Source organism: Bacillus sp. FAU18 (genome assembly GCF_056033885.1).
Genome location: NZ_JBVYHZ010000004.1, coordinates 566,100 through 590,625, shown reverse-complemented (window position 1 = coordinate 590,625; position 24,526 = coordinate 566,100). Strand labels below are relative to the sequence as shown.

The window sequence follows — 24,526 nt, the reverse complement described above, 5'->3', positions numbered from 1 at the left end:
AACTGTGAGAAAAGAAGAAGTAATGGAGGCGTTTAATTATGGCTTTTCGAAAACCGGATGAAATAGCGGAAGCAGCAATTGAAGCAGGGATGAAAAAAATAAAGCTCCCGCTGCCGTCACTGCTTGTGCTGGGGTTTTTAGGCGGTGCATTTATCGCGCTTGGGTATTTGCTTGATATCAGGGTAATCGGCGATCTTCCGAAAGAATGGGGGAGCCTGTCCAGTTTGATTGGTGCAGCAGTATTTCCAGTCGGTCTGATCCTTGTCGTTCTCGCTGGCGCTGAACTGATCACAGGCAATATGATGTCAGTTGCGATGGCGTTATTTTCGAGAAAAATATCAGTAAAAGAGTTAGCGATTAACTGGGGAATCGTCACAATTATGAACTTAATCGGCGCATTGTTTGTTGCGTACTTTTTCGGGCATTTGGTTGGATTAACTGAAACAGGTCCTTATTTAGAAAAAACGATTGCCGTTGCCCAAGGAAAGCTTGATATGAGCTTTGGCAAGGTTCTCATTTCCGCCATCGGCTGTAACTGGCTTGTATGTCTTGCAGTGTGGCTTTCTTTCGGCGCCCAAGACGCAGCAGGAAAAATCCTTGGCATCTGGTTCCCAATCATGGCTTTTGTGGCTATCGGATTTCAGCACGTTGTCGCCAACATGTTTGTGATTCCTGCTGCCATTTTTGCAGGCTCATTCACGTGGGGGCAGTTCATCGGAAACATCATTCCGGCTTTTATCGGTAATGTCATCGGCGGAGCTGTATTTGTGGGTCTCATTTATTTTATTGCATATCATAAGAAAGACCGCTCCAGAAAAGAAATGAAGCAGGTGTCATGACCAACGGGCAAATCCATTCGATGATTTGCACAATTTCCGTCCATTTTTAGAAAAAGATGTTTACAAAATGGAATTTGGTGGATATACTTACAAAGTAAGAAAAAAGCAAAGGAGGCTGAACCAAAATGACAATGAGACAACGACGTCAACCTGTACGTGATACACATGTAAAAGTTCATGGTTTATTCAGCCTGTGGAAGAGTTCGTGTCCTTCCTTAACCGATGCTTATCGCACGCATTAAATTCGGAATAGTCGGACATACGCAACTCCCCGCAGGCAGTAGAGGCATTGGTGTCTTCTTTTGTCTGCGGTTTTTATTTGCCCGCAGCAGAAGGGGTGTGCCGCGGGTTATTTCGCTTGTGCGGACTTTGAAAGGGGGTGAGCGATATGACGATTAACCTATTCTTTTTAACGTTAACGCTTAAAAAACGGTTTAAAAGCCTGGAAGAACTCGAACGAGAACAGCAGATTGAGCAGATTTATGATGAAATGAAAGAGTCTCAGTTAAAGCATCTTTATTTAACAAACTGGCGCTAAAAGCAACGAAAAAAACTGAAGGGGGAATGGCATATGCTTAGAATGGAATTATTGATGCATTATACAATGGAGAAGGACCAAGTTTAGCGAAACAGCTGTCAAGAAAATGCCTGCCTGCATACAATAAATCAACGTTACTGTGAGGCAGGTGATGGCATGATGAACGATTATCAAAAAAGGCTGCCGTCGATTGGCCATGGTTATGCGTCCATGCCGCATTCCTTCAAACATGGTTATGGAAATCCATTCCGACAGCAGAGGCTGATGGCAATGCAGCAGCAAAGGCTGTATGTATTCCCTTATCATTGGCATTAGAAAGAGGGCAGAAAACATTTTGTTTTCTGCTTTTTTTGCGGAAAAAAATGAAAAAGTTTAGTTCTATTGAAACATTTTTCAATACATTGCCGTCTAGTTGGTACCTTCCTTCACTTTTAGAATGAAGATGATGTTTATTTTTTGAATATAATAAATAAACATAGGAAACCAAAAGCAGGTGTTTAAAATGCTAGAAAATAGACTCTATAAACGATCGGATTTTTGGAAATTATTTTCTCGGAAATATAAGCTAACCAAAACAATTGAGCATATGATGATTGACTCTATAGATATACAAGGAAATGACAGAATTTTAGAAATTGGAATTGGAAATGACACTGTCTTTAAAAGCATAACCAAGAAACTAGAAAAGGGAAGCCTAAAAAGCATTGATCCTTCAAAACGAAAGGTAAGACAGATATCACGTGCGAATCGAAAGAACATGGGGAACGGGGAGGTTTGTCATGGCTATCCAGAGGACATTCCCTTTGATGACCGTACCTTTAATAAAGTCTTTTCTTTACATACGGTTCAAAGCTGCACCGATATTAGGCTTGCATTAAGAGAAATTTACAGGGTGCTTCAAATTGACGGCCGGTTTTATATCAGTATTGACACAAATACCGGTGAAAAAGAGAAAACGTATATTCAACTGCTGAAAGACCAGCATTTCAGGGATCTTTCTGTTATCCGGCGTGATTCCTGTCTATGTATTGTGGCTGTTAAATAAAAAATTTCTCGGGAAATATATCCAAGATCCTCGCTTTAGGATTTGGGTATATTTTCTTAATTTTTTATTTTTTGCATATACTTTATATTAAAAAAAGTTTTTTTCATATAAACTTATAACAGAAGAAAGAACAAAGAGGTGATTTCAGACAGGGCAGACATTCTTTGTGAACAAAAGGAATGAATATTCATTCCGCAAACGAATCGGAGGTTGTCAGATTACATGTTATCCGCATCCAGCAGTAAATACGACATGATTATGAAAGCGTCGGTCTCACTTTTTACGGAAAGGGGTTTTGACGCTACCACTATTCCTATGATAGCTGAACGTGCTCATGTAGGGACAGGAACGATCTATCGTTATTTTGACAGCAAAGAAACACTCGTCAACGTACTGTTTCAAGAAAGCATCCAGCGATTTACGGAAAAACTGAAGCAAGACGTTTCAGAATTGCCTGTCAGAGAAGGCTTTCACCACGTATTTTGCTGTCTCGTTCAGTTTACGAAAGAGAGCGACTATGCGCTTTTTTTTCTTGAAACCAAAAAAGATGCTCATTACTTAAATCATACAAGCAAAAAAATGATAGAAAATCTGACTCAAATGCTTGATGACTATTTTAATAAGGGAAAAGCGGAAGGCGTGATTCGCAACCTGCCCTCTAATGTGTTAATTGCGATTGTATTAGGGGCGTTTCTCAAGATATATCAGCTCGTCCAAACAGGTGATATAGAGATGGACACTGATTTAATTACTGAATTGGAACAATGCTGCTGGGACGCCATTAAGCTTCATTCATCACAAAAATAAGGAAAGGGAGATGTTAATGAAACAGGCAAGCGCAATACCTCAGCCCAAAACATACGGACCTTTAAAAAATCTTCCGCATCTGGAAAAAGAACAGCTTTCTCAATCCTTATGGCGGATAGCTGATGAATTGGGACCGATTTTCCGTTTTGATTTTCCGGGAGTATCCAGTGTTTTTGTCTCGGGCCACAATCTTGTGGCTGAAGTATGTGATGAAAGCCGCTTCGACAAGAACCTTGGCAAAGGCTTGCAAAAGGTGCGCGAGTTCGGGGGAGATGGCTTATTTACAAGCTGGACGCACGAACCGAACTGGCAAAAAGCCCACCGCATTTTGCTGCCGAGTTTTAGTCAAAAAGCGATGAAAGGCTATCATTCTATGATGCTGGATATCGCAACCCAGCTGATTCAAAAGTGGAGCCGGTTAAACCCTAATGAAGAAATTGATGTAGCGGACGATATGACACGTCTGACGCTTGATACGATTGGGTTATGCGGGTTTAACTATCGATTCAACAGCTTTTACCGTGATTCACAGCATCCCTTTATCACCAGTATGCTCCGTGCCTTAAAAGAGGCGATGAATCAATCGAAAAGACTGGGCCTGCAAGATAAAATGATGGTGAAAACGAAGCTGCAGTTCCAAAAGGATATAGAAGTCATGAACTCCCTGGTTGATAGAATGATAGCGGAGCGAAAGGCGAATCCGGATGATAACATCAAGGATCTCTTGTCTCTCATGCTTTATGCCAAAGATCCAGTAACGGGTGAAACGCTGGATGACGAAAACATTCGATACCAAATCATCACATTTTTAATTGCTGGACATGAGACAACAAGCGGGTTGCTTTCCTTTGCGATTTATTGTCTGCTTACACATCCGGAAAAACTGAAAAAAGCTCAGGAGGAAGCGGATCGCGTGTTAACGGATGACACGCCTGAATATAAACAAATCCAGCAGCTCAAATACATTCGGATGGTTTTAAATGAAACCCTCAGACTGTATCCAACAGCTCCGGCTTTTTCTCTATATGCGAAGGAGGATACTGTTCTAGGCGGGGATTATCCGATCAGCAAAGGGCAGCCAGTCACTGTTTTAATTCCAAAACTGCACCGGGATCAAAACGCTTGGGGACCGGATGCGGAAGATTTCCGTCCGGAACGGTTTGAGGATCCTTCAAGTTTCCCTCACCATGCGTATAAGCCGTTTGGAAACGGACAGCGTGCTTGTATTGGCATGCAGTTTGCTCTTCAAGAAGCGACAATGGTTCTCGGTCTTGTATTAAAGCATTTTGAATTGATAAACCATACTGGCTACGAACTAAAAATCAAAGAAGCATTAACGATCAAGCCGGATGATTTTAAAATTACTGTGAAACCGCGGAAAACAGCGGCAATCAATGTACAGAGAAAAGAACAGGCAGACATCAAAGCAGAAACAAAGCCAAAAGAAACCAAACCTATACACGGCACACCTTTACTCGTTCTTTATGGTTCAAACCTTGGGACAGCTGAGGGAATAGCCGGTGAACTGGCTGCTCAAGGCCGCCAGATGGGCTTTGCAGCTGAAACGGCTCCGCTTGATGATTATATCGGCAAGCTCCCTGAAGAAGGGGCAGTCGTCATTGTAACGGCTTCTTATAATGGGGCGCCGCCTGATAATGCTGCCGGCTTTGTAGAGTGGCTGAAAGAGCTTAAGGAAGGCCAATTGAAAGGTGTTTCCTATGCGGTATTCGGCTGCGGGAACCGGAGCTGGGCCAGCACGTATCAGCGGATTCCCCGCCTGATTGATGACATGATGAAAGCAAAGGGGGCATCGCGTTTAACAGAGATTGGGGAAGGTGACGCCGCCGATGATTTTGAAAGCCATCGCGAGTCTTGGGAAAACCGCTTCTGGAAGGAAACGATGGACGCATTTGATATTAACGAAATAGCCCAGAAAGAAGACAGGCCTTCATTATCGATTACTTTTCTCAGTGAAGCGACGGAAACGCCGGTTGCTAAAGCATATGGCGCGTTTGAAGGGGTAGTGTTAGAGAATCGAGAACTCCAGACAGCTGACAGCACGCGTTCAACCCGCCATATTGAATTGGAAATTCCGGCTGGTAAAACATATAAAGAAGGCGATCATATCGGAATCATGCCGAAGAACAGCAGGGAGCTTGTTCAGCGGGTTCTCAGCCGATTCGGTTTGCAGTCCAATCATGTGATAAAAGTAAGCGGAAGCGCTCATATGGCTCATCTGCCGATGGATCGGCCGATAAAAGTAGTGGATTTATTGTCGTCCTATGTAGAGCTGCAGGAACCGGCATCAAGGCTTCAGCTTCGGGAGCTGGCCTCTTATACAGTTTGTCCGCCGCATCAAAAAGAGCTGGAACAGCTCGTTTCAGATGATGGCATTTACAAAGAGCAGGTACTTGCAAAACGTCTTACCATGCTTGATTTTTTAGAGGATTATCCTGCTTGCGAAATGCCGTTTGAACGGTTTTTAGCACTTTTGCCATCACTAAAACCGAGATACTATTCCATTTCAAGCTCACCGAAAGTTCATGCAAATATCGTGAGCATGACGGTAGGAGTTGTGAAAGCCTCAGCATGGAGCGGCCGAGGTGAATACCGGGGTGTCGCCTCTAATTATTTAGCAGAATTGAATACAGGTGATGCAGCAGCCTGTTTCATTCGTACTCCGCAGTCCGGATTCCAAATGCCGGATGAGTCTGAAACGCCTATGATTATGGTCGGGCCGGGCACAGGAATTGCGCCATTCAGGGGCTTTATTCAGGCAAGATCGGTTTTGAAGAAGGAAGGAAGCACCCTTGGTGAAGCACTTTTATACTTCGGCTGCCGCCGCCCGGACCATGACGACCTTTACAGAGAAGAGCTGGATCAAGCGGAACAGGACGGTTTGGTCACAATCCGCCGATGCTACTCGCGCGTCGAAAACGAACCAAAAGAATATGTCCAGCACTTGCTCAAGCAAGATACGCAGAAATTGATGACACTCATTGAAAAAGGGGCTCATATTTACGTATGCGGTGATGGATCGCAAATGGCTCCTGATGTAGAGAAAACTTTGCGATTGGCGTATGAAGCTGAAAAAGGAGCAAGTCAGGAAGAATCAGCTGAATGGCTGCAAAAGCTGCAAGATCAAAAACGTTATGTAAAAGACGTTTGGACAGGAATGTAAAACATAAAATCCCGCCAATCTGATTGGCGGGATTGCTTTGCATGTGAGAAAACCGGCACGATAATGAAATCTACTGAAAAGGATGTTATAGGGAGTATCGCGCCGGCCTTATTATTCATATCGGCATGCAGAGGCAAAAGTTTAGTTCTTTTTACCTTATTTTTAAAAATAAATAGTCTAAAAGTCTTGTTTTTGATTTTCAACTCAGGCTTTTGGCATTTTGTTCTTGCTTATTCCTTAAGATCAGTCATCTGTTGAAGATTGATGCTTGAATTGCTGTTCCACATGCTTACGGTAATGAAAGTCATGAATCAGCCGGATCGTGGGCCTGATTAACAGCAGCAAGCTTCCGATCGCAAACAGCCAAATCCCTGCCGACATTAATCGGTCATAAAAAAAGAAAAAGCTCCCGACGAGAAACAAAGCACCAATAATAAAATCGTTTACTGTATAAAGAATCTTATATCGTTTTTTGAAAAAAAGCTCATATCGTTTCAGCTCTTTTTGGATGTCACGTTCTTCATTTACTGTCACCATCATCCCTCCATTCTATTTTGGCTTACCCTTACGTAAACGGAATGTAAACATAAGGGCTGCCTTGCTGAAAGGAGACATAATCAACGATTTTAAGCAGTTAGAATACTCTTCTGTTTGAATGTTTAGTTATAGTCGCAAGATCTTCCTTCAAAAACCAGAGGCAATTAGTAAAAAAGAGATCCCATAGAATCTCTTTTTTTACGATTTCATCGCCTGAACAATAAGAGCAGTCAAAGTTTTTGCCCCTTTAGGAATCAAGTGAACACCATCAGGGGTAAAATATTCTGGATGCTGAAGAGCTTCTGTATGCCAGTCAACTAACGTAACATTTTGATGTGCGCTTGCCTGGTGTTGTAAAGACTCATTAACCTTGCTTTCCCATTGGCGGGGAACCCGTGTATTGACAAGATAGATATGAGCTTTTGAGAAAGATTGAAGCAGTTGTTCGATTTGGCTGTTTGTAAAGTAGCCATTGGTTCCAAGCTCAATGATGACAGCCTTGTTCGGCTGATTAAAAGACTTGTACTCCCTTGCGAGTTCCAAAGCTTGAGACATTTGTCTTCCTACCTTTCCATCAATCGTCACATTTGAAAATGACTGACGCAGGTGTGAAGAAATATCAAGCATGACGGAATCTCCTATAGCTAAAACTTCTTTCGCAGTGTCTGCTGGTTTTTTCTGCTGTTGGGATTGCGTGTCTTTCTTTTTATGAGTCTCTTGCCCACTATCTTTGTTTTCCTTTTGACGTTGATCCGATTCTGTTGTCTTTTGTTCAGGATAGTGTTTTTTATTTGCTGCAGCGTTCTTTTTATCCCCAGAAGCCTGGCTGGAGTCAGCATTTGTTTCTTGTGAGCTATAGGTCCATTTGGTAGGGTGCTTTTGCTCGCCGGCTAGCCCTGACAGCCCGCCTGCAAAAATAAGTATAGCGAAAATAATGAAACCAATTGACAGTTTGCTGATGACAGATGTCGTTTTCCATTCCTTGATTCTATGTATAAAAACACGGCGGAAAAATGACCTAAACCCCTGTGTCCGTATCGGCTTCTCAATAAAATGATAGGAAAGCTCGGCAAGTATACATGTCAAAATGACCTTTAGCACGATATGCCAAAAAACAGGGTTTCCGATTTCTTGAACTGGCGTGCTTAACACAATAACAGGGTAATGCCAAAGATAAATTCCGTAAGACCTCGTTCCAAGCCACCGAAGCGGCCTCCATGAAAGCAGATTGCCTAAAAAGCTGCTCGGATGGCAAACACATGCAATAAGGATTGCGGCAGTCACGCTAATGAATAGCATTCCGCCTCTGTAAAGAAAAGGCTCGTATTCATCTGTGAAATAGACACACAACACTAAAATACAAAATGCCGAAAATTCAGTGGCGTGCAAAGTGTGCTTCAGTTTGCTTGGCAGCCTGTTGGAAGACAGCCTTTTCATCGGCCATACCAAAGCCAAGGCACATCCGATGAGAAGTCCAAACGAACGAGTGTCTGTGCCATAGTAAACGCGGCTCGGATCTCCGCCAGGTTCATACAGTACGCTCATCATCACGGCTGAACAAAGCGCAAGCAATGATATCACCGTAGCCAATCTGGCGCGGCTTTTCATTATGTACATTCCAACAACTAAGAACATCGGCCATATGATATAAAATTGTTCTTCAATCGCCAGCGACCAAAGGTTTTTTAGAGGTGATGGGGAACCGAAACTATCAAAATATGATAGCTTGTGAAAAATAAACCACCAATTGCTCATATAAAAGAGAGAAGAGATCGCATCTCCACGTAGAGTGTGCAATAGTTCTCGATCAAACAATACGACCCACACAACAGTGGAAAAGATCATAAGGTACGCTGCCGGCAGAAGCCGCCGAATGCGGCGCACCCAAAAGTCCCGAAAATCAAGATTGATATCATTTCCATATGCCGGTAATAGAATAGATGTAATCAAATATCCGGATAAAACAAAAAAGATATCAACTCCGATAAAACCTCCGTTAGCCCAATTGAAATTTAGATGATAAGCGATAACTGACAGGACGGCGAAAGCGCGAAGGCCATCAAGTCCAGGGATGTATCGATGATGCTGTGTCTTGTGATACATGGGTATTCCTCCAATAGTATGCAAATATTCTCGTTGTTTTTGATAGCGAGGTTACGACCTCGAATAGAGAAGAGAGAAAACATCCATGATCTTAGATGGATGTTTTTATTTTATCGAATATAACGTTCTCCCACGAGCAAGTTTGAAATGACGCTGGTTGGAATTGTAAACTCGGTAACGCCCATATAGCCGGGGGCGACTTCATATTCGTCAAATGAGATCACAAGTTTATGGTCTTCAGTAATGTAAAACGTCTGATCAGGAAGAATCGTTTTGAACGGTTCTGCATCTTCGTCAGTGAGCCAATATATTTTATTTGGATCTTCCTTCATTTGCTGTTTCATTTGTTCTTTGATGTTTTGACTGATGACTTTGATATAGCGCTCATCTTTGAATAAGCTTTTTAATGTAAGTAAAATATCATTCTTTTTGTCAATTGTAATATAACGGCTTTGTGTGTAGGAAGATGCTTGTGTTTTTTCAATATTGCGCCGGATAGAGAGTAAATCTGGCGTGTCTGTGACCGTCTCGTAATCACTGTAGATGCTGAGATGCCCTTTTTTGTTTTTGGATGTGGACTGTATAAACTCTTTATACAGCTGCTGGCTTTCTTTCAAGTATTTCTGGTTAATGCTGTTTTCAAGCTCTTTATTAGAAAGCCCGGACAAAGCAGGTGTTTTGACATCAATGCTTGATTGGTCTTTTTCCTCTTTGATTTCAATAAAGGTGATCGCTTTGACGATTTTGCCGATGACAGGGATCTTTGACATAGCCTGAGCAGCGTCAGGGTTGATATTAACAAGCGCAGTGAATAAAATAGCTGCAGCGATTGCTGCTGATGTCGGCCACATGACGATTCTTTTCTTTTTTGGTTCTTGCTGAAGGGCTTTTTCAACAATGATATCCAATTCTTTAGGAATCTGAACATTTTTATATTCTTCTCTTAATTGCTGTAATCTCTTATCCATTAAGAAAGATCCTCCTTCGTCAACTGAATGCGCATCAGCTTCAATGCTCTGTATAGGCGCGTTTTGACGGTATTCGTGTTTTCTCCTGTAATTTCCGCAATTTCTTCTAATTTGAGGTCTTCAAAAAAGCGTAAAATAATAATGGTTTTATAGCGGTACGGCAATTCGTCAAGCGCTTCATGGAGATCAGTATCCTTGTAATGGTCTTCCTTTCCTTTGCTTAAAAATTCTATCGTTTCGTCGTCCATCACTCTTATCTTTTTTTGTTTGCGCAAAAAATCAATGGCTGTCCGTACTAAAATTTTATAAAACCAGCTTTTTATCGTCTCAGGGTTTCTGACCGTTTCAACTGAGCTCAGCGCTTTTTTTATAGATTCCTGAACAATATCTAATGCGTCATCTTGATTTTTTACATAACTGAAAGCCAACCTGTAGAAATCTTGCTTATGGTCAGTTATACATGTGACAAGCAACGCTTTTGTTGTTTGTTTTTTCTTCATTGCAATAAAGGGCTCCTTTTTGAATATACGTATATCGTAGGCTGTTACCTAGGATAGACGCGGCAGGATGAAAAATAGTTTGCGCAGAATTGCATTTTTTTAAAAGAGAGAAGTAAATCAGCAAGGGGGAGTTTTATGCATAAAAAAACACGGCTTGTTTTGTACAAGCCATGTTTTTGGGGTAAGAGATGCGAAACATTATTCCAAATAATGTTTTTTGAAATCTGAATGGATAGAAAATTTACGGCGCAACTGGATGAGATTTTTCCCGAAGCTCTCTTCTAAAAGCTCTCTATGCTTTTTCAGAATTTCCATGAGGTACAGATCATGAATGATCACTTCAGTAATAGGCATGACTAAACCTACATGCATCGTCCATGCAGCACGGCTGTCGTTGCCAAGTGAGACAATGCCCGCTACTACTTCTGAATCATCTCCGCTATAGACAAGCCACCGTCCGTCATACTCTTCTGTAATTTCACTGCTCATATCATGAAGGTAAACATTGGCAAAATCAGATACGATGTCTCCGTACGCAATAATGGTGACAATAACGCCTTGATCTGCCGCATGTTTGAGCTCTGATTCTATCTCCTCAAAATCCTCTTTCCATATTTCTAAGAGGATTCTTTTTTTGGCAGATAAGATACAAGCCTTCACCTTTTCAAGAATTTCACTGCGGCCGGTGATATTCCAGATGTTTTCCCGGTCATTTGCGGTCTCCTCGAACTTTTCAAAATATTTCTCAGCCTGATCAAAATGCTCTTCCGCTTTGAGCCGGCGGTTTTTAATCAGTTCTTTTGCGGGGACTGGAACATACTGAGGCGTATTTCCATGACTGACAAAAACATCTCCCCTTATGACAAGGCTTTCCAAGACTTCATAAATTTTAGAACGGGGAACTCCGGATTTTTTGGCAACGGCATAGCCTGTTAAAGGTGATTCTTGCAATAATGCCAAATACGCTTTCGATTCATATTCTGTAAAATTGAGGTTTTTTAAAATGTCTAACATATTTTCTTTCATATATCCTCCAATAAAAAGAGCAATCGCTGCCTTTGTAATCGCTATTTTAACAAACCATATTGATTTATTCCAAACTGATTGATACACTTTTATAAGTAGTTACTTTTGTAGTCACTAAATTATTGAGGGGATTTTTTAAAGGGGGAGAGAACAGTGCACAGCTTACTCGCATACATACCAATCGCTGCCATGATGGTTATCATGCCGGGGGCAGATACGATGCTTGTGATGAAAAATACGCTTAGGTATGGTCCGAAAGCCGGCCGTTATAACATTCTCGGATTGGCAACAGGACTTTCCTTTTGGACGGTGATTGCCATTTTAGGGTTATCAGTGGTGATCGCAAAGTCAGTGATTCTTTTCACAACGATCAAATATTTGGGAGCGGCATACTTAATTTATTTAGGTGTAAAAAGTTTTTTTGCTAAAAGTATGTTTTCGTTAGATGACATGCAATCCCAAGCAAAAAATATGGCAAGTTCTCCGAAACGGTATTATAAAACTTCCTTTATGCAGGGTTCACTCAGTAACATTCTCAATCCTAAAACTGTTTTGGTGTATGTTACAATCATGCCCCAATTTATCAATTTGAACGGAAATATAAACCAGCAGCTCATCATTTTAGCTTCAATCCTAACCTTATTAGCGGTGTTGTGGTTTCTGTTTCTTGTTTATATTATTGATTACGCGAAAAAATGGATGAAAAACTCGAAGTTCCAGAAAGTGTTTCAAAAAATTACCGGAATAATATTAGTAGGTTTCGGCATCAAAACTGGTTTGAGTTAACACTTAAATGAAGTGAATGAAATTTGAAACCAAAGTTTAATTTAGTGTTTGGCCCTATAAAAAAGACAAGGGAGTGAGTATCCCTTGTCTTTTTTTTTATTTCATCTTATGTCCTCTGCGGGTTTGCACCTTATACAAAATAATCAATAAAACAAACCAGACCGGGGTTACAAACAAAGCAATACGTGTATCATTCGCCAGTGCCAATATGACAAGAATGAACGCGAGAAATGCAAGTGTTAAATAGTTGGATAATGGGTAAAAAGGCATTTTAAATTTGTTTGCTTTCGCTTCATGCTGCCTTGTTTTTCGATATTTCAAATGGCAAATCACCGTGATGCCCCAAATAAAAATGAAGCATATTGTAGAAACACTTGTAATCAGTGTGAAGACTTGCTCGGGCATTAAATAATTCAGACTAACGCCAATCAGAATGGCGACGGATGAAAAGAACAGCGCATTGCTTGGCACGTTAGAAGAAGTTAATTTCTTTAATAGTCCAGGTGCGTGATGATCCTTTGCAAGTGAATAGACCATTCGGCTTGTGCTGAATAAAGCGCTATTTGCAGCTGACGCGGCTGATGTTAATACAACAAAATTGATCAAACTGGCAGCCACAACGATGCCTACTGCAGAGAAGACCTGAACAAATGGGCTTTCGTTTGGATTCAACACATTCCAAGGATAGATACACATAATCACGAAAAGTGCGCCAACATAAAAAAGTAAAATCCGGACAGGGATTTGATTGATGGCTTTAGGGATCACTTTTTGGGGATTTTCTGTTTCACCTGCTGTCAGCCCAACAAGTTCAATACCCACGAAAGCGAAGACGACCATTTGGAACGATAGGATAAACCCATGCCATCCATTTGGGAACATGCCGCCGTGGCTCCAAAGGTTGGTGAGGCTGGCAGGGCCGGAAGCTGCGGAAAAACCTTTCGCAATCAGGAAAATACCAGTTACGATCAGAGCCAGTATGGCAATGACTTTGATCAATGCAAACCAAAATTCTAATTCTCCGAAAAGTTTAACGGTGGCAAGGTTCATGATCAGCAGGATAATAAGCGCAAGAAGACCCGGCAGCCATTGAGGCACATCGGGAAGCCAATATTGCGTATAAATGCCAACCGCCGTTAAATCAGCCATCGCGAGGGAAATCCAACAGAACCAGTAGGTCCACCCAGTGATAAACGCTGCCATGTTTCCTAAATAGTCCCTTACAAAATCAACAAAAGAGTGGTATCCCGCATTTGATAAGAGCAGTTCTCCGAGCGAACGCATAATGAAAAAGCAAAATACGCCGGTGATCAAGTAAGCAAATAAAATGGATGGTCCTGCAAAATGGATGGATTTACCTGAACCTAAAAATAAACCTGTACCGATTGCACCCCCAATCGCCATTAATTGTATATGCCTGTTTTTAAGGCCTCTAGACAATTTCTGTTGCTGGCCAAAATTGTCTTTGCTAGAATTGCCTATCAATTTTATTTTCCTCCAGTAATAAAAAGATGAGTAAAGTTTTATCGGATATTATAACATTTAAAAGAATAGATACTTTTATTTTTAAATTTTAAAACTATTTTAAGTGCTGTTACATGTCTTCTGGCTCTATTTTTCACTCGTGATTCTACCTGAATAGCAGAGTAAAACAGGAAAGTCATTTGGACAACTGACAGCCTAGTTTTAATCGGTAACGATTTGTATAATTGCATACCCACTATGATTGAGGCCTGCAGGGGGGATCAAATCGAGAGAATCGGAGATAAAGTTTTTAAGCTTACAGATTCCTTAACCTTCAAGGTGGATTGCAAAAATGACGAAGTTTTGCATATTGTAATACTGCGGCGGTCACATAGAGTGTCCGTCTTTTTTGTTGTGAACGAACTTAAGGGGTTATAATTAGGAAAAATGTCCTGATCTATAAGATTCATTTTTTGTCATTGATGATTTTGACATCATTACATTCCCCAAGAATGATAAACTGTTTACTGATTATTACTTTTGAAGGGGACTGGCCCTCAAGAACTGCGAATCTATCATACTAATATGAGATGCAAATGATTCAAAATGTAAATATATACGCATAAAAGCCAGCTTTGTCAATCTGCTATAGAGACCTTTTTAAACGTGTATCAGCAGATAATCTCAACGCGGACTATAAAGTTTCGAAATATTCTTGTTAATGGCTTATCTAATAAGGACAAAGGATGATAGACGTGAGAAGAAAAGATAAAATATACCATCAGCTCATGCATAATTTTCATGATTCAACCTTAGATCATCTTTTAAAAATACAAGGGAATTCAGCAAAGGAAATTGCCGAGCAGCTGAAAATGGAGCGGTCTAATGTCAGCTTTGAATTGAACAATCTCGTCCGGTCCAAAAAGGTCATCAAAATTAAAACGTTTCCTGTAAGATACATCCCAGTCGAGATAGCAGAAAAATTATTCAACAAGAAATGGGATACAGAGATGATGGAAGTGAAAGACCTTCAGGCGTTTTCCGGAAATTCAAAGCAAAAACATCAACACATTTCCACGAATCCCTTAGAGCTTATGATAGGGGCAAAAGGGAGTTTGAAGAAAGCGATCTCCCAGGCAAAAGCAGCTGTCTTTTATCCGCCGAACGGTCTGCATATGCTCCTCCTAGGGCCGACTGGTTCCGGTAAATCCCTTTTTGCGAACCGAATTTACCAGTTTGCCATTTACTCTGACATATTGAAGGCCGGCGCACCATTTATTACATTTAACTGTGCAGACTACTACAACAACCCTCAATTATTGCTTTCTCAATTATTCGGACACAAAAAAGGTTCATTTACAGGTGCTGCCGAGGATAAGGCAGGTTTAGTCGAACAAGCCAATGGGGGCATTCTTTTTATGGATGAAATCCACCGTCTCCCTCCCGAGGGACAAGAAATGCTGTTTTATTTTATTGACAGCGGTTCTTATAACAGGCTTGGAGAATCTGAACATAAACGAACATCGAATGTATTGTTTATTTGTGCGACTACAGAAAATCCGAGTTCTGCACTATTGAAAACATTTTTGCGAAGAATCCCAATGACCATTCATATTCCTTCGCTTGAAGAACGATCGCTTAAAGAAAGAGTAGATTTGACGACGTTTTTATTAGGGAAAGAAGCAGAGCGAATTAAGAAGAATCTGAGTGTGCATATCGATGTCTATAATGCGCTTATTCATTCTGCGAAATTTGGGAATGTCGGACAGCTGAAATCAAATGTCCAGTTAGTTTGCGCACACGGATTTTTGCATAACCTTGACAGAAATGAAGTTATTGAACTGACTGTTCGCGATCTGCCTGATGAAATCAAGCAAGAATGGATGTCCAGCAGCAAAAACATGCAAAGAAGCAAAGCCATTTCTGAATATGTCAATATTACAACGATTATCTCTCCGATTGTAGAAGATGAAACAACAAAAATTGACGAAGACCTCTCATTTAACTTATATCATTTGATTGAGGAAAAAGTGAAAACGCTTATGAAAGAAGGTTTATCCAAAAAGGATATTAACCAGTACATCTTGACTGATGTCCATTTGCATGTCAGAAGTTTTTTTCATCATCAAGCTTTTCAAAAAGACAACCTGCTGACATTCGTTGAAGATGATGTGATTCAAATGACAAAACAGTTAAAAGAAATAGCTGAACATGAGCTGGATTGCACATTTGACCGTAAGTTTATTTATTTCTTGAGTATGCATATTGACGCATTTTTAAAGCGAGGAAAGCAAATTGATGTTTTGAATACACAGGAGACGGATGAAATTCGTGATACTCATGTGAAAGAATATCGGGTGGCGATGATTTTTAAAGATAAAATTCAGGAATATTTTAAAGTGGCTATTCCTGAAATAGAAGTCATCTACTTAACGATGTTAATCCATTCCATCAAATCGTTAAAGGAGAACAAAAGAGTCGGTATCATCGTGGCTGCTCATGGAAACAGCACGGCGAGTTCAATGGTTGAAGTCGCGACAGAACTGCTAGGGAGCACGCCGATTGCAGCAGTTGACATGCCGCTTTCTGTTTCACCTTCGGACATTATTGAATGCGTAGCGGAAAAAATGAAACAGGTTGATGAAGGTGAAGGTGTTTTAATGCTGGTAGATATGGGGTCGCTTGCAATGATGGAAAGCAGGCTGGAGGAAAAGACAGGCATTTCCATCAAAACGATCAGCAATGTTACGACTTCAATGGTGCTGGATGCTGTCAGAAAGGTCAACTATTTGAATTTAAATTTGCATGCGATCTATCAATCGGTCACGAAGGATTTTATCGAGTTGTGGGAGCGTCAGCCAGCGGCACCCGGCAAAAAGAAGGCATTGGTATCCATCTGCACGACGGGCAGCGGAACGGCCAAAAAGCTGGAAGACATTCTAACCACGATCGTAAACAAGGCCTCCGATACCCCGATTCACATATTGACCGTATCATCGATTAAGCTGGCCAACAGCATAAAAGAAATCGAAAAAGAGTATGAAATCCTTGCGACAGTCGGAACGAAAGACCCTAAAATCAATGCTCCGCATGTATCTTTAGAAGTGTTAATTGAAGGGGAGGGAGAGAAGCTGATTCAACAGGCGATTACAAAAGGAAGCATCCCCTTGAGCAATGGATTGAACAAAGCAAATATTATTGTCAGGGAGCTTTGCGAGGATAGTCTGAAAAAATACCTTGTCTTCTTGAATCCTCATCATGTGATCGAAATGTTATTGGAGTGGCTGCAAACCGTTCAAGATGAGCTGGGAGTCATTTTCAATAATGCGGTTTTGATCAAAGTCATTATGCACACGGCTTTCGCCTTTGAAAGGGTAATTAAGCAGAACCCGATCGCTTTCTCGGAGGAAGAAGAGATCAATGATCAGCTGAAGGAAATGGTGTACGTGACAGAGCGAACATTAGCCCCTTATGAAGAAAAGCTCGGACTTCGCATAAGTGATGATGAAAAATTATTTATAGCCGCCATATTTGCTGAAGAAGTGCATGGCCAGCTGTTTTAAAAATAGTTTTTTTATATGAACCTGTATTAAATGGAACACCATTTTAATACAGGTTTATTTTTTTCGTTTTAAGTGTTTCAACAACAAATTGCTATTGGCTGAAATAACAATGAAAACGCTTAACACAACTGTGTTGGCACGATCCTTGCATTATATATGGATGTACAAAACAGGAAAGGAGCAATAGATATGATTTCAGTTATTATCAGCGGTCATGGAGATTTCCCCATAGCATTAAAAGAATCTTCAGGGATGATATTCGGTGAAGAAAATAACCTGATTGCAGTGCCGTTTTTTAAAGGGGAAGGAATACAAACGTTGCAAGAAAAATATCATCAGGCGCTCAAGGATATCCCGGAAGAACATGAAGTGCTTTTTTTAGTCGATATTTTTGGAGGGACGCCATATAACGCGGCAGCTTCCTTTATTGCTGAGGATCAAAGAATGGATATGGCAGCCGGCGTAAACCTGCCGATTCTGCTGGAGGTATTAAGCCTGAGAGAACATCTGGCTCTCAAAGATTTGCTGAACAACTTAAAAGCAATGAGTCAGCAAAGCTTTCAAGTGTGCAGTGAACATTTAGAAAAAGTAAAAACAGCCAATCAAGATACAAGAGAGGATGAATTATGATGAACATTGTGTTAGCAAGAATTGATGACCGCTTTATTCACGGCCAAATCCTGACAAGATGGATAAAAGTCCATGCAGCCGACCGAATCATCGTTGTCTCCGACGATATTGCTCAGGACGAAATGAGAAAAACGCTGATCCTTTCTGTTGCGCCTTCAAATGTAAAGGCGAGTGCCGTCTCGGTTTCTAAAATGGCAAAAGCATTTCATAGTCCGCGCTACGAAGGGGTAACGGCAATGCTCTTGTTTGAAAATCCGTCCGATATTGTATCTCTTATAGAAGCAGGTGTACCGATCAAAACCGTAAACGTGGGGGGAATGCGTTTTGAAAATCATCGCAGGCAAATCACAAAATCAGTCAGTGTCACAGAACAAGATATAAAGGCATTTGAAACATTAAGTGACAAGGGCGTGAAACTGGAATTGAGGCAGCTGCCTTCAGATGCCAGTGAGGATTTTGTACAGATTTTACGGAACGTAACAAAATAATCAAGGGGATGAGAATATGTCTTCATTACAAATTATTTTGTTGTTAATCATTGCAGCAATCACCGGAATCGCAAGTGTATTGGATGAAGGGCAGACACACCGTCCGCTTGTGGCCTGTACGTTGGTTGGCTTGGTGCTCGGGGACTTAAAAACGGGAATTATTCTTGGAGGCACACTGGAGCTGATGGCGCTCGGCTGGATGAACGTCGGGCTTGCCATGGCACCTGATACAGCGATCGCCTCTGTCATCTCAACCATTTTAGTTATTACCGCTGATCAGGGAATTGGCGAAGGGATTGCTGTCGCTGTTGCTTTAGCAGCTGCGGGTCAGGCGCTGACGATTTTTGTTCGGACGATCACTGTCTTTTTCATCCACCGCGCTGATCAATATGCAAAAGCGGGAAATATAAAAGGAATTGAAATTATGCATATTACCGCGATGGTGTTTCAAGCTTTGCGCGTCATGATTCCTACATTGATTGTTGCTTTGATTAGTGTCAGCGCTGTTCAGGCGTTCCTGGGAAATATTCCTGATGTCATTACAAAAGGACTGCAAATAGGCGGAGGCATTATTGTAGTTGTCGGGTATGCCATGGTGATCAATATGATGAATATTCCTTATTTAAAGCCATTTTTCTATATTGGTTTCTTATTAGCGGCGTTTACCGATTTTAACTTAGTGGGATTTGGAGCCCTTGGTCTCTGTCTGGCGCTTTTATACCAGCAGGTGATGCAAAAACAAAGCGCTCACGGAGCAGTCGCGGCCGCATCAGACAGTGGCAGTGTTGCTGTTTATGATGACGATGATGATGATCTTGATGCCTAAACGATGAGGGGGGAAGAAAAATGGAGAAAGAAAAACGATTAACGAAAAAAGAAATTTTCAGCATGTTTATTCGTTCAAATTTTTTACTCGGTTCCTTTAACTTCGAACGTGTGCAGGCAATGGGATATTGTTATGTCATGATACCGGCGATCAAAAAATTGTACGGTCCCGGAGCGAAAAGAAACGAAGCCTTGCAGCGGCATTTGGAATGGTTTAATACACATCCGTGGCTGACAGCGCCTATATTTGGCGTGACGGCAGCCATGGAAGAAGAAATGGCGAACAATAAAGGAATTGACGGAAAAGCGATAAGCGGAATGAAAATCGGTTTGATGGGACCAATAGCGGGCGTAGGCGACCCGATTTTCTGGGGAACGATTCGTCCTGTCTTAGCTGCGCTAGGAGCCTCCCTTGCTTTAGGAGGAAACATTGCCGGTCCTTTGCTATTCTTTTTCTTGCTGAATGCCATAAGATTAAGCACAAAATATTACGGATTAAAGTATGGCTATGTGAAAGGAATGGAGATTCTTCAGGATTTAGCGGGGAATCGCATTCAGAAGCTTACAGAGGGCGCTTCGATTCTCGGATTATTTGTTATGGGGGCTCTCGTGTCCAAATGGACCACCATCAACATTCCAATCGTTGTATCCAGGATTAAGGATGAAAGCGGAAAAGTAGATGTTCAAACTGTACAAAACGTGTTAGACAGCATTATGCCGGGTGCTCTGCCTCTCGGATTAACGTTATTGGTGGCATGGATGCTTCGCAAAGGGGTGAATCCTCTTCTCATTATTTGCGGCATCTTTGTCATCGGGATTCTCGGGTATTGGGCTGGATTCTTAGCATAAGCTGTGTGAAGGAAAAAGAGAGAAACTGCAGCAGTCTTTTCATATATAAATCATTCGGATAACAGCGAAACAGAGGAGAATTGCCAGAAACGGACCAGCTTGCTTAGCAGTCTCTCTTGAAAGTGTTCAAACATGAAGAGAGGAGCGAAGGAACAAATGAAAAAGAGACTTATTCAAGTCATGATCATGTTCACCCTGCTGTTGACTATGGCATTTTCGGCAGATGCAGCCGATTCAAGCTACTATGATGAGGATTACCGTCCTCAATACCACTTCACACCAGAGGCAAACTGGATGAATGACCCAAACGGAATGGTATATTATGCCGGGGAATATCACTTGTTCTATCAATACCATCCATACGGGCTTCAGTGGGGGCCCATGCATTGGGGGCATGCCGTCAGCAAAGATTTGGTTACATGGGAACACCTTCCTGTTGCGCTGTATCCGGATGAAAAAGGCACGATCTTTTCTGGAAGCGCAGTTGTAGATAAAAATAACACAAGTGGTTTTCAAACAGGCAAAGAGAGTCCGCTTGTGGCCATTTATACACAGGATCGGGAAGGCCATCAAGTGCAAAGTATTGCCTATAGCAACGACAAAGGAAGAACATGGACGAAATACGCTGGCAACCCTGTCATTCCAAACCCGGGTAAAAAAGATTTTCGCGATCCAAAAGTCTTTTGGTATGAGAAAGAAAAAAAGTGGGTAATGGTGCTTGCGGCCGGTGACCGAATCCTCATTTATACATCAAAAAATCTGAAGCAGTGGACGTATGCAAGTGAATTTGGACAGGGTCAAGGAAGCCACGGGGGAGTATGGGAATGCCCGGATTTATTTGAGCTTCCGGTAGACGGCAATCCGAATCAAAAGAAATGGGTCATGCAGGTCAGTGTCGGAAACGGAGCGGTCTCGGGAGGATCAGGCATGCAATATTTTGTAGGGGACTTTGATGGAACTCATTTTAAAAATGAAAACCCGTCAAACAAAGTTCTCTGGACGGATTACGGCAGAGACTTTTATGCCGCTGTATCCTGGTCCGATATTCCAGCCACAGATAGTCGGAGACTATGGTTAGGGTGGATGAGCAATTGGCAATATGCGAATGATGTTCCGACATCCCCATGGAGAAGTGCAACGTCCATTCCAAGAGAGTTAAAATTGAAAGCGTTTACCGAAGGGGTTAGAGTGGTCCAAACACCAGTGAAAGAGCTGGAAACGATTCGCGGGACCTCTAAGAAGTGGAAGAATCTGACCATATCGCCTGCAAGTCATAATGTGTTAGCAGGGCAATCTGGAGATGCCTATGAAATAAATGCAGAATTTAAAGTAAGCCCTGGTTCAGCTGCTGAATTTGGTTTTAAGGTCCGAACAGGTGAAAATCAATTTACGAAGGTCGGCTATGACCGAAGGAACGCCAAATTGTTCGTTGACCGGAGCGAGTCGGGCAACGACACCTTTAATCCGGCCTTTAACACCGGAAAAGAAACAGCCCCATTGAAGCCGGTAAATGGGAAGGTTAAGATGCGCATTTTTGTTGACCGCTCCTCGGTTGAAGTATTTGGGAATGACGGAAAGCAGGTCATAACGGATATTATTCTCCCAGACCGATCAAGCAAAGGGCTTGAATTATATGCTGCAAAGGGCGGTGTAAAGGTAAGATCTTTAACCATACACCCTTTAAAAAAGGTATGGGGAACGTCACCTTTTATGTCCAATATGACTGGCTGGACGACTGTAAATGGCACGTGGGCCGACACAATTGAGGGGAAACAAGGGAGGTCGGACGGAGATTCCTTTATCTTGTCTTCAGCATCCGGGTCAGACTTCACTTATGAATCTGATATCACCATTAAGGATGGAAACGGAAGAGGGGCAGGAGCACTAATGTTTCGCTCTGACAAAGATGCCAAAAACGGTTATCTTGCCAATGTGGACGCGAAGCATGACCTGGTGAAATTCTTTAAATTTGAGAACGGTGTTGCTTCTGTCATTGCTGAATACAAAACACCGATAGACGTTAATAAAAAGTATCATCTGAAAACAGAGGCCGAGGGCGATCGCTTTAAAATCTATTTAGATGATCGTCTTGTGATTGATGCAAATGATTCCGCATTTTCAGAAGGCCAATTTGGCTTGAATGTGTGGGACGCGACTGCTGTCTTTCAGAATGTAAAGAAGGAGTCTTAATTTTAAAAAAGGCACAGACCCGAACAGTCTGTGCCTTCTCGTTATTTTAACAAATTTAAAGATTCGCGGTTAAATGCTTCCAAATCATCAGGTGTTCTGCTTGTGACAATGTTGTGGCTGACGACTACTTCTGCATCTTTGTAGTTTGCACCGGCATTGATTAAATCTTTGCGGATGCTGCGGTAGCCTGTGATATCTTTGCCTTTTAGAAGATCCGTATCAATCAGTACTTGCGGGCCGTGGCAAATTGCGAAAACAGGTTTTTTGTTTTCGACAAATGCTTTTGCGAATTCACCCGGACGGTCATCTGCACGAAGCAAATCCGGAGAGAATCCCCCAGGAATTAAAAGTGCATCAAAGTCACTTGCATCCACATCAGAGATGGCTTTGTCAATCTTTACTTTCTCGCCATGCTTACCGGTCACTTCTTTGCCGGCTTCCAAATCGATAGCTACAACACTGTAGCCAGCTTCTTCGTATGCTTTTACCGGACTTGTATATTCGATGTCTTCGAATTGGTCTGTAACAAGAACTGCAATTTTTTTGCTCATAAAAAACCCTCCTAATAACTCTCTATTCATAGAATAACAGGAAGATTGACCGGCCTTCAAAATATTTGCTTAACGAGATCGTTTTTCGTGAGTTTCAATAAAAGCGGGTCAGCCCATATAAGGACTTACCTATTACAATGTGGAAATATCAATCACAAATCGATAACGGACATCGCTTCGGAGGATACGTTCGTATGCTTCGTCCACTTGGTCAGCTCGGATGACTTCGATTTTAGGTTCGATGTCATGCTCAGCTGCGAAATCCAGCATCTCTTGAGTTTCTTGAATTCCGCCGACTAGAGAACCTGCAATGCTGCGGCGCCCCATGATTAGGGAAAACACACTGTATGTGTCCGGCTTGGCAGGAGCTCCAACGTTTACAAGTGTCCCGTCTATACGAAGCATTGATAAATAGGCATCCACATCAAGATTCGCCGATACCGTATTTAAGATCACGTCAAAACGCCCGGCCAATGCAGTGAATGTAGCTGGGTCACTTGTTGCAAAGTAATGATTTGCACCGAGTTCCAGAGCTTCTTCTTTCTTATTCATGGAACGGCTCAGGACGGTTACCTCTGCACCCATCGCATGTGCAAATTGAATCGCCAAATGTCCAAGGCCACCCACGCCTACAATCGCAACCTTTTTACCAGGGCCAACATTCCAGTGTTTCAGCGGGGAATACGTTGTGATACCTGCACACAACAGCGGACTGGCAACATCCATTTCCAAACGGTCTGGTATGCGAACAACAAATCTGTCAGTGACAACGATTTTTTGGCTGTACCCGCCATAAGTGGGGTTTCCGTCGTAGTCTACTGAGTTATACGTTTGAACAACACCCTTCGTGCAGAATTGTTCCTCTCCGTTGAGACAGTATTCGCATTCTCCGCAAGAGTCAACAAAACAGCCGACACCAACGCGGTCTCCGACAGCAAACTTGGTGACTTCTGCTCCAACGGCTGTTACGACACCGGCTATTTCATGTCCTGGCACCATTGGGAAGATGCCACCGCCCCATTCATCAAAAGCACTATGAATGTCTGAATGGCAAATACCGCTGAATTTAATATCGATTAAGACATCGTGCGGCCGTAATTCTCTTCGCTCAATCGTCGTTTGTTCAAATTTGGCTTTTGCATGTGACACGCTTAATACACGGGTTTGATGTTGAGTACACATATGAACCTTTCCTTTCTTCATCATAAGTGTTGTAAAAAAACATGCACTTATTTATGTTTTATGGTGTCTTCAACATAACGATAAACCTTAAAGTCTGCTTTAAGGCAAGGGTTTTTTTAAAATAGCATTTAAAATGAACCTGATTTATAAGGTGAGCTACAGTCAGCAATTAACGCAGAAACTGTAATCATGCTGCGATCCCGGGGTGAAAGTTCTTCCTCTCTTGCCCAAATGTCACCGAATAGAACATCATCATGAAGTTCAGCAAACTTTGGCGCAAATTCTCCTAATTGTTCTCTTCCGGCAGTTTGTTTATTTGCCATTCAGCAATCCCTCCATCTAAACTGTTTTTATTGCATGGAGAAGTATAGAGCTTAAAGTGTGCTTTAAGGCAAGTCCCGAATATATAAACCCAGATTCAGCAGCTAACCACTTGTTTTGAGCTTGACTTAAA

Annotated in this window: 24 protein-coding genes; 14 read left to right on the top strand and 10 right to left on the bottom strand. The window is 41.8% G+C overall.

The window, feature by feature from the left end; translation table 11 throughout:
- Positions 1-38 precede the first annotated feature (38 nt).
- The 6 genes from AC0OMU_RS14125 to cypB all read left to right on the top strand — a co-directional run bounded on the left by AC0OMU_RS14125 (position 39) and on the right by cypB (position 6,410).
- On the top strand, positions 39-839 hold the full coding sequence (locus AC0OMU_RS14125; protein WP_003229815.1) for a formate/nitrite transporter family protein: 801 nt from the start codon (positions 39-41) through the stop codon (positions 837-839).
- Positions 840-1,227: 388 nt separating this feature from the next.
- On the top strand, positions 1,228-1,377 hold the full coding sequence (locus tag AC0OMU_RS14120; RefSeq protein WP_015384217.1) for a YrzI family small protein: 150 nt from the start codon (positions 1,228-1,230) through the stop codon (positions 1,375-1,377).
- A gap of 156 nt (positions 1,378-1,533) precedes the next feature.
- Positions 1,534-1,692, top strand: a complete 159-nt coding sequence (locus AC0OMU_RS14115) for a hypothetical protein (protein ID WP_003229817.1) — start codon at positions 1,534-1,536, stop codon at positions 1,690-1,692.
- A gap of 187 nt (positions 1,693-1,879) precedes the next feature.
- A complete protein-coding gene (locus AC0OMU_RS14110) occupies positions 1,880-2,422 on the top strand; it encodes a class I SAM-dependent methyltransferase (protein ID WP_474241248.1) in 543 nt (180 codons plus the stop codon).
- A 222-nt stretch (positions 2,423-2,644) separates the two neighbouring features.
- Positions 2,645-3,229 carry a transcriptional regulator FatR gene (gene fatR, locus AC0OMU_RS14105; RefSeq protein ID WP_015483491.1) on the top strand — a complete coding sequence of 195 codons (585 nt, stop codon included), beginning with the start codon at positions 2,645-2,647 and terminating at the stop codon, positions 3,227-3,229.
- A gap of 16 nt (positions 3,230-3,245) precedes the next feature.
- A complete protein-coding gene (gene cypB, locus AC0OMU_RS14100; RefSeq protein WP_474241247.1) occupies positions 3,246-6,410 on the top strand; it encodes a bifunctional cytochrome P450/NADPH--P450 reductase CypB in 3,165 nt (1,054 codons plus the stop codon).
- Between the two features lie 243 nt (positions 6,411-6,653).
- Here cypB and AC0OMU_RS14095 read toward each other — a convergent pair whose 3' ends face one another.
- The 5 genes from AC0OMU_RS14095 to AC0OMU_RS14075 all read right to left on the bottom strand — a co-directional run bounded on the left by AC0OMU_RS14095 (position 6,654) and on the right by AC0OMU_RS14075 (position 11,544).
- A complete protein-coding gene (locus tag AC0OMU_RS14095; protein ID WP_015483489.1) occupies positions 6,654-6,944 on the bottom strand; it encodes a YrhK family protein in 291 nt (96 codons plus the stop codon).
- Between the two features lie 201 nt (positions 6,945-7,145).
- The gene (oatA, locus tag AC0OMU_RS14090) at positions 7,146-9,050 is read right to left on the bottom strand and encodes a peptidoglycan O-acetyltransferase OatA (RefSeq protein ID WP_474241246.1); all 1,905 of its coding nucleotides are present in this window, start codon (positions 9,048-9,050) and stop codon (positions 7,146-7,148) included.
- A gap of 110 nt (positions 9,051-9,160) precedes the next feature.
- Positions 9,161-10,018 carry an anti-sigma-V factor RsiV gene (rsiV, locus tag AC0OMU_RS14085; RefSeq protein WP_015384210.1) on the bottom strand — a complete coding sequence of 286 codons (858 nt, stop codon included), beginning with the start codon at positions 10,016-10,018 and terminating at the stop codon, positions 9,161-9,163.
- Positions 10,018-10,518, bottom strand: a complete 501-nt coding sequence (sigV, locus tag AC0OMU_RS14080; protein WP_004398891.1) for an RNA polymerase sigma factor SigV — start codon at positions 10,516-10,518, stop codon at positions 10,018-10,020. Before sigV ends, rsiV begins: the two co-directional genes overlap by 1 nt.
- Positions 10,519-10,716: 198 nt before the next feature.
- The gene (locus AC0OMU_RS14075; RefSeq protein ID WP_015483488.1) at positions 10,717-11,544 is read right to left on the bottom strand and encodes a TrmB family transcriptional regulator; all 828 of its coding nucleotides are present in this window, start codon (positions 11,542-11,544) and stop codon (positions 10,717-10,719) included.
- 153 nt (positions 11,545-11,697) lie between these two features.
- Here AC0OMU_RS14075 and AC0OMU_RS14070 point away from each other — a divergent pair, with 153 nt between their 5' ends.
- The gene (locus AC0OMU_RS14070; protein WP_014477480.1) at positions 11,698-12,330 is read left to right on the top strand and encodes a LysE family transporter; all 633 of its coding nucleotides are present in this window, start codon (positions 11,698-11,700) and stop codon (positions 12,328-12,330) included.
- A 96-nt stretch (positions 12,331-12,426) separates the two neighbouring features.
- Here AC0OMU_RS14070 and AC0OMU_RS14065 read toward each other — a convergent pair whose 3' ends face one another.
- Positions 12,427-13,815: an amino acid permease gene (locus AC0OMU_RS14065; protein ID WP_015483487.1), complete on the bottom strand. Its 1,389-nt coding sequence runs from the start codon at positions 13,813-13,815 to the stop codon at positions 12,427-12,429.
- Between the two features lie 38 nt (positions 13,816-13,853).
- Positions 13,854-13,994, bottom strand: coding sequence for a hypothetical protein (locus tag AC0OMU_RS14060; RefSeq protein ID WP_121517033.1), 141 nt, complete (start codon positions 13,992-13,994; stop codon positions 13,854-13,856).
- A gap of 555 nt (positions 13,995-14,549) precedes the next feature.
- Between AC0OMU_RS14060 and levR the strand changes: the two genes are divergently transcribed.
- From levR to sacC, 7 genes are all read left to right on the top strand, one after another.
- Entirely contained in the window at positions 14,550-17,357 is a 2,808-nt protein-coding gene (gene levR, locus AC0OMU_RS14055) for a transcriptional regulator LevR (protein WP_474241245.1), read from the top strand.
- A 189-nt stretch (positions 17,358-17,546) separates the two neighbouring features.
- On the top strand, positions 17,547-17,987 hold the full coding sequence (gene levD, locus AC0OMU_RS14050) for a PTS fructose transporter subunit IIA (RefSeq protein WP_003246144.1): 441 nt from the start codon (positions 17,547-17,549) through the stop codon (positions 17,985-17,987).
- Complete coding sequence (gene levE / locus AC0OMU_RS14045) at positions 17,987-18,475, top strand: PTS fructose transporter subunit IIB (RefSeq protein ID WP_004399158.1); 489 nt, start codon at positions 17,987-17,989, stop codon at positions 18,473-18,475. Before levD ends, levE begins: the two co-directional genes overlap by 1 nt.
- Positions 18,476-18,491: 16 nt before the next feature.
- A complete protein-coding gene (levF, locus tag AC0OMU_RS14040) occupies positions 18,492-19,301 on the top strand; it encodes a PTS fructose transporter subunit IIC (RefSeq protein ID WP_003229833.1) in 810 nt (269 codons plus the stop codon).
- Positions 19,302-19,321: 20 nt separating this feature from the next.
- On the top strand, positions 19,322-20,149 hold the full coding sequence (levG, locus tag AC0OMU_RS14035; protein WP_003229834.1) for a PTS fructose transporter subunit IID: 828 nt from the start codon (positions 19,322-19,324) through the stop codon (positions 20,147-20,149).
- 116 nt (positions 20,150-20,265) lie between these two features.
- Complete coding sequence (locus tag AC0OMU_RS14030) at positions 20,266-20,397, top strand: hypothetical protein (RefSeq protein ID WP_223497671.1); 132 nt, start codon at positions 20,266-20,268, stop codon at positions 20,395-20,397.
- Positions 20,336-22,339 carry a levanase gene (gene sacC / locus AC0OMU_RS14025; protein WP_474241583.1) on the top strand — a complete coding sequence of 668 codons (2,004 nt, stop codon included), beginning with the start codon at positions 20,336-20,338 and terminating at the stop codon, positions 22,337-22,339. The genes AC0OMU_RS14030 and sacC overlap by 62 nt, the downstream gene beginning before the upstream one ends.
- Positions 22,340-22,380: 41 nt before the next feature.
- On the opposite strand, the gene yraA is transcribed toward sacC, so the two are convergent.
- From yraA to AC0OMU_RS14010, 3 genes are all read right to left on the bottom strand, one after another.
- On the bottom strand, positions 22,381-22,890 hold the full coding sequence (yraA, locus tag AC0OMU_RS14020) for a cysteine protease YraA (RefSeq protein WP_003229836.1): 510 nt from the start codon (positions 22,888-22,890) through the stop codon (positions 22,381-22,383).
- A gap of 132 nt (positions 22,891-23,022) precedes the next feature.
- Positions 23,023-24,072, bottom strand: a complete 1,050-nt coding sequence (locus AC0OMU_RS14015; protein WP_047182940.1) for an NAD(P)-dependent alcohol dehydrogenase — start codon at positions 24,070-24,072, stop codon at positions 23,023-23,025.
- A gap of 128 nt (positions 24,073-24,200) precedes the next feature.
- Positions 24,201-24,395, bottom strand: a complete 195-nt coding sequence (locus AC0OMU_RS14010) for a carboxymuconolactone decarboxylase family protein (RefSeq protein WP_047182939.1) — start codon at positions 24,393-24,395, stop codon at positions 24,201-24,203.
- Between the last annotated feature and the right edge of the window lie 131 nt (positions 24,396-24,526).

What these genes read in the sequence shown, in the direction of transcription:
- AC0OMU_RS14125 (WP_003229815.1), top strand. Translation starts at nt 39, where the DNA reads ATGGCTTTTCGAAAACCGGATGAAATAGCGGAAGCAGCAATTGAAGCA.
- AC0OMU_RS14120 (WP_015384217.1), top strand. Translation starts at nt 1,228, where the DNA reads ATGACGATTAACCTATTCTTTTTAACGTTAACGCTTAAAAAACGGTTT.
- AC0OMU_RS14115 (WP_003229817.1), top strand. Translation starts at nt 1,534, where the DNA reads ATGATGAACGATTATCAAAAAAGGCTGCCGTCGATTGGCCATGGTTAT.
- AC0OMU_RS14110 (WP_474241248.1), top strand. Translation starts at nt 1,880, where the DNA reads ATGCTAGAAAATAGACTCTATAAACGATCGGATTTTTGGAAATTATTT.
- fatR (WP_015483491.1), top strand. Translation starts at nt 2,645, where the DNA reads ATGTTATCCGCATCCAGCAGTAAATACGACATGATTATGAAAGCGTCG.
- cypB (WP_474241247.1), top strand. Translation starts at nt 3,246, where the DNA reads ATGAAACAGGCAAGCGCAATACCTCAGCCCAAAACATACGGACCTTTA.
- oatA (WP_474241246.1), bottom strand. Translation starts at nt 9,050, where the DNA reads ATGTATCACAAGACACAGCATCATCGATACATCCCTGGACTTGATGGC.
- rsiV (WP_015384210.1), bottom strand. Translation starts at nt 10,018, where the DNA reads ATGGATAAGAGATTACAGCAATTAAGAGAAGAATATAAAAATGTTCAG.
- sigV (WP_004398891.1), bottom strand. Translation starts at nt 10,518, where the DNA reads ATGAAGAAAAAACAAACAACAAAAGCGTTGCTTGTCACATGTATAACT.
- AC0OMU_RS14075 (WP_015483488.1), bottom strand. Translation starts at nt 11,544, where the DNA reads ATGAAAGAAAATATGTTAGACATTTTAAAAAACCTCAATTTTACAGAA.
- AC0OMU_RS14060 (WP_121517033.1), bottom strand. Translation starts at nt 13,994, where the DNA reads ATGACTTTCCTGTTTTACTCTGCTATTCAGGTAGAATCACGAGTGAAA.
- levD (WP_003246144.1), top strand. Translation starts at nt 17,547, where the DNA reads ATGATTTCAGTTATTATCAGCGGTCATGGAGATTTCCCCATAGCATTA.
- levE (WP_004399158.1), top strand. Translation starts at nt 17,987, where the DNA reads ATGAACATTGTGTTAGCAAGAATTGATGACCGCTTTATTCACGGCCAA.
- levF (WP_003229833.1), top strand. Translation starts at nt 18,492, where the DNA reads ATGTCTTCATTACAAATTATTTTGTTGTTAATCATTGCAGCAATCACC.
- levG (WP_003229834.1), top strand. Translation starts at nt 19,322, where the DNA reads ATGGAGAAAGAAAAACGATTAACGAAAAAAGAAATTTTCAGCATGTTT.
- sacC (WP_474241583.1), top strand. Translation starts at nt 20,336, where the DNA reads ATGTTCACCCTGCTGTTGACTATGGCATTTTCGGCAGATGCAGCCGAT.
- yraA (WP_003229836.1), bottom strand. Translation starts at nt 22,890, where the DNA reads ATGAGCAAAAAAATTGCAGTTCTTGTTACAGACCAATTCGAAGACATC.
- AC0OMU_RS14015 (WP_047182940.1), bottom strand. Translation starts at nt 24,072, where the DNA reads ATGTGTACTCAACATCAAACCCGTGTATTAAGCGTGTCACATGCAAAA.
- AC0OMU_RS14010 (WP_047182939.1), bottom strand. Translation starts at nt 24,395, where the DNA reads ATGGCAAATAAACAAACTGCCGGAAGAGAACAATTAGGAGAATTTGCG.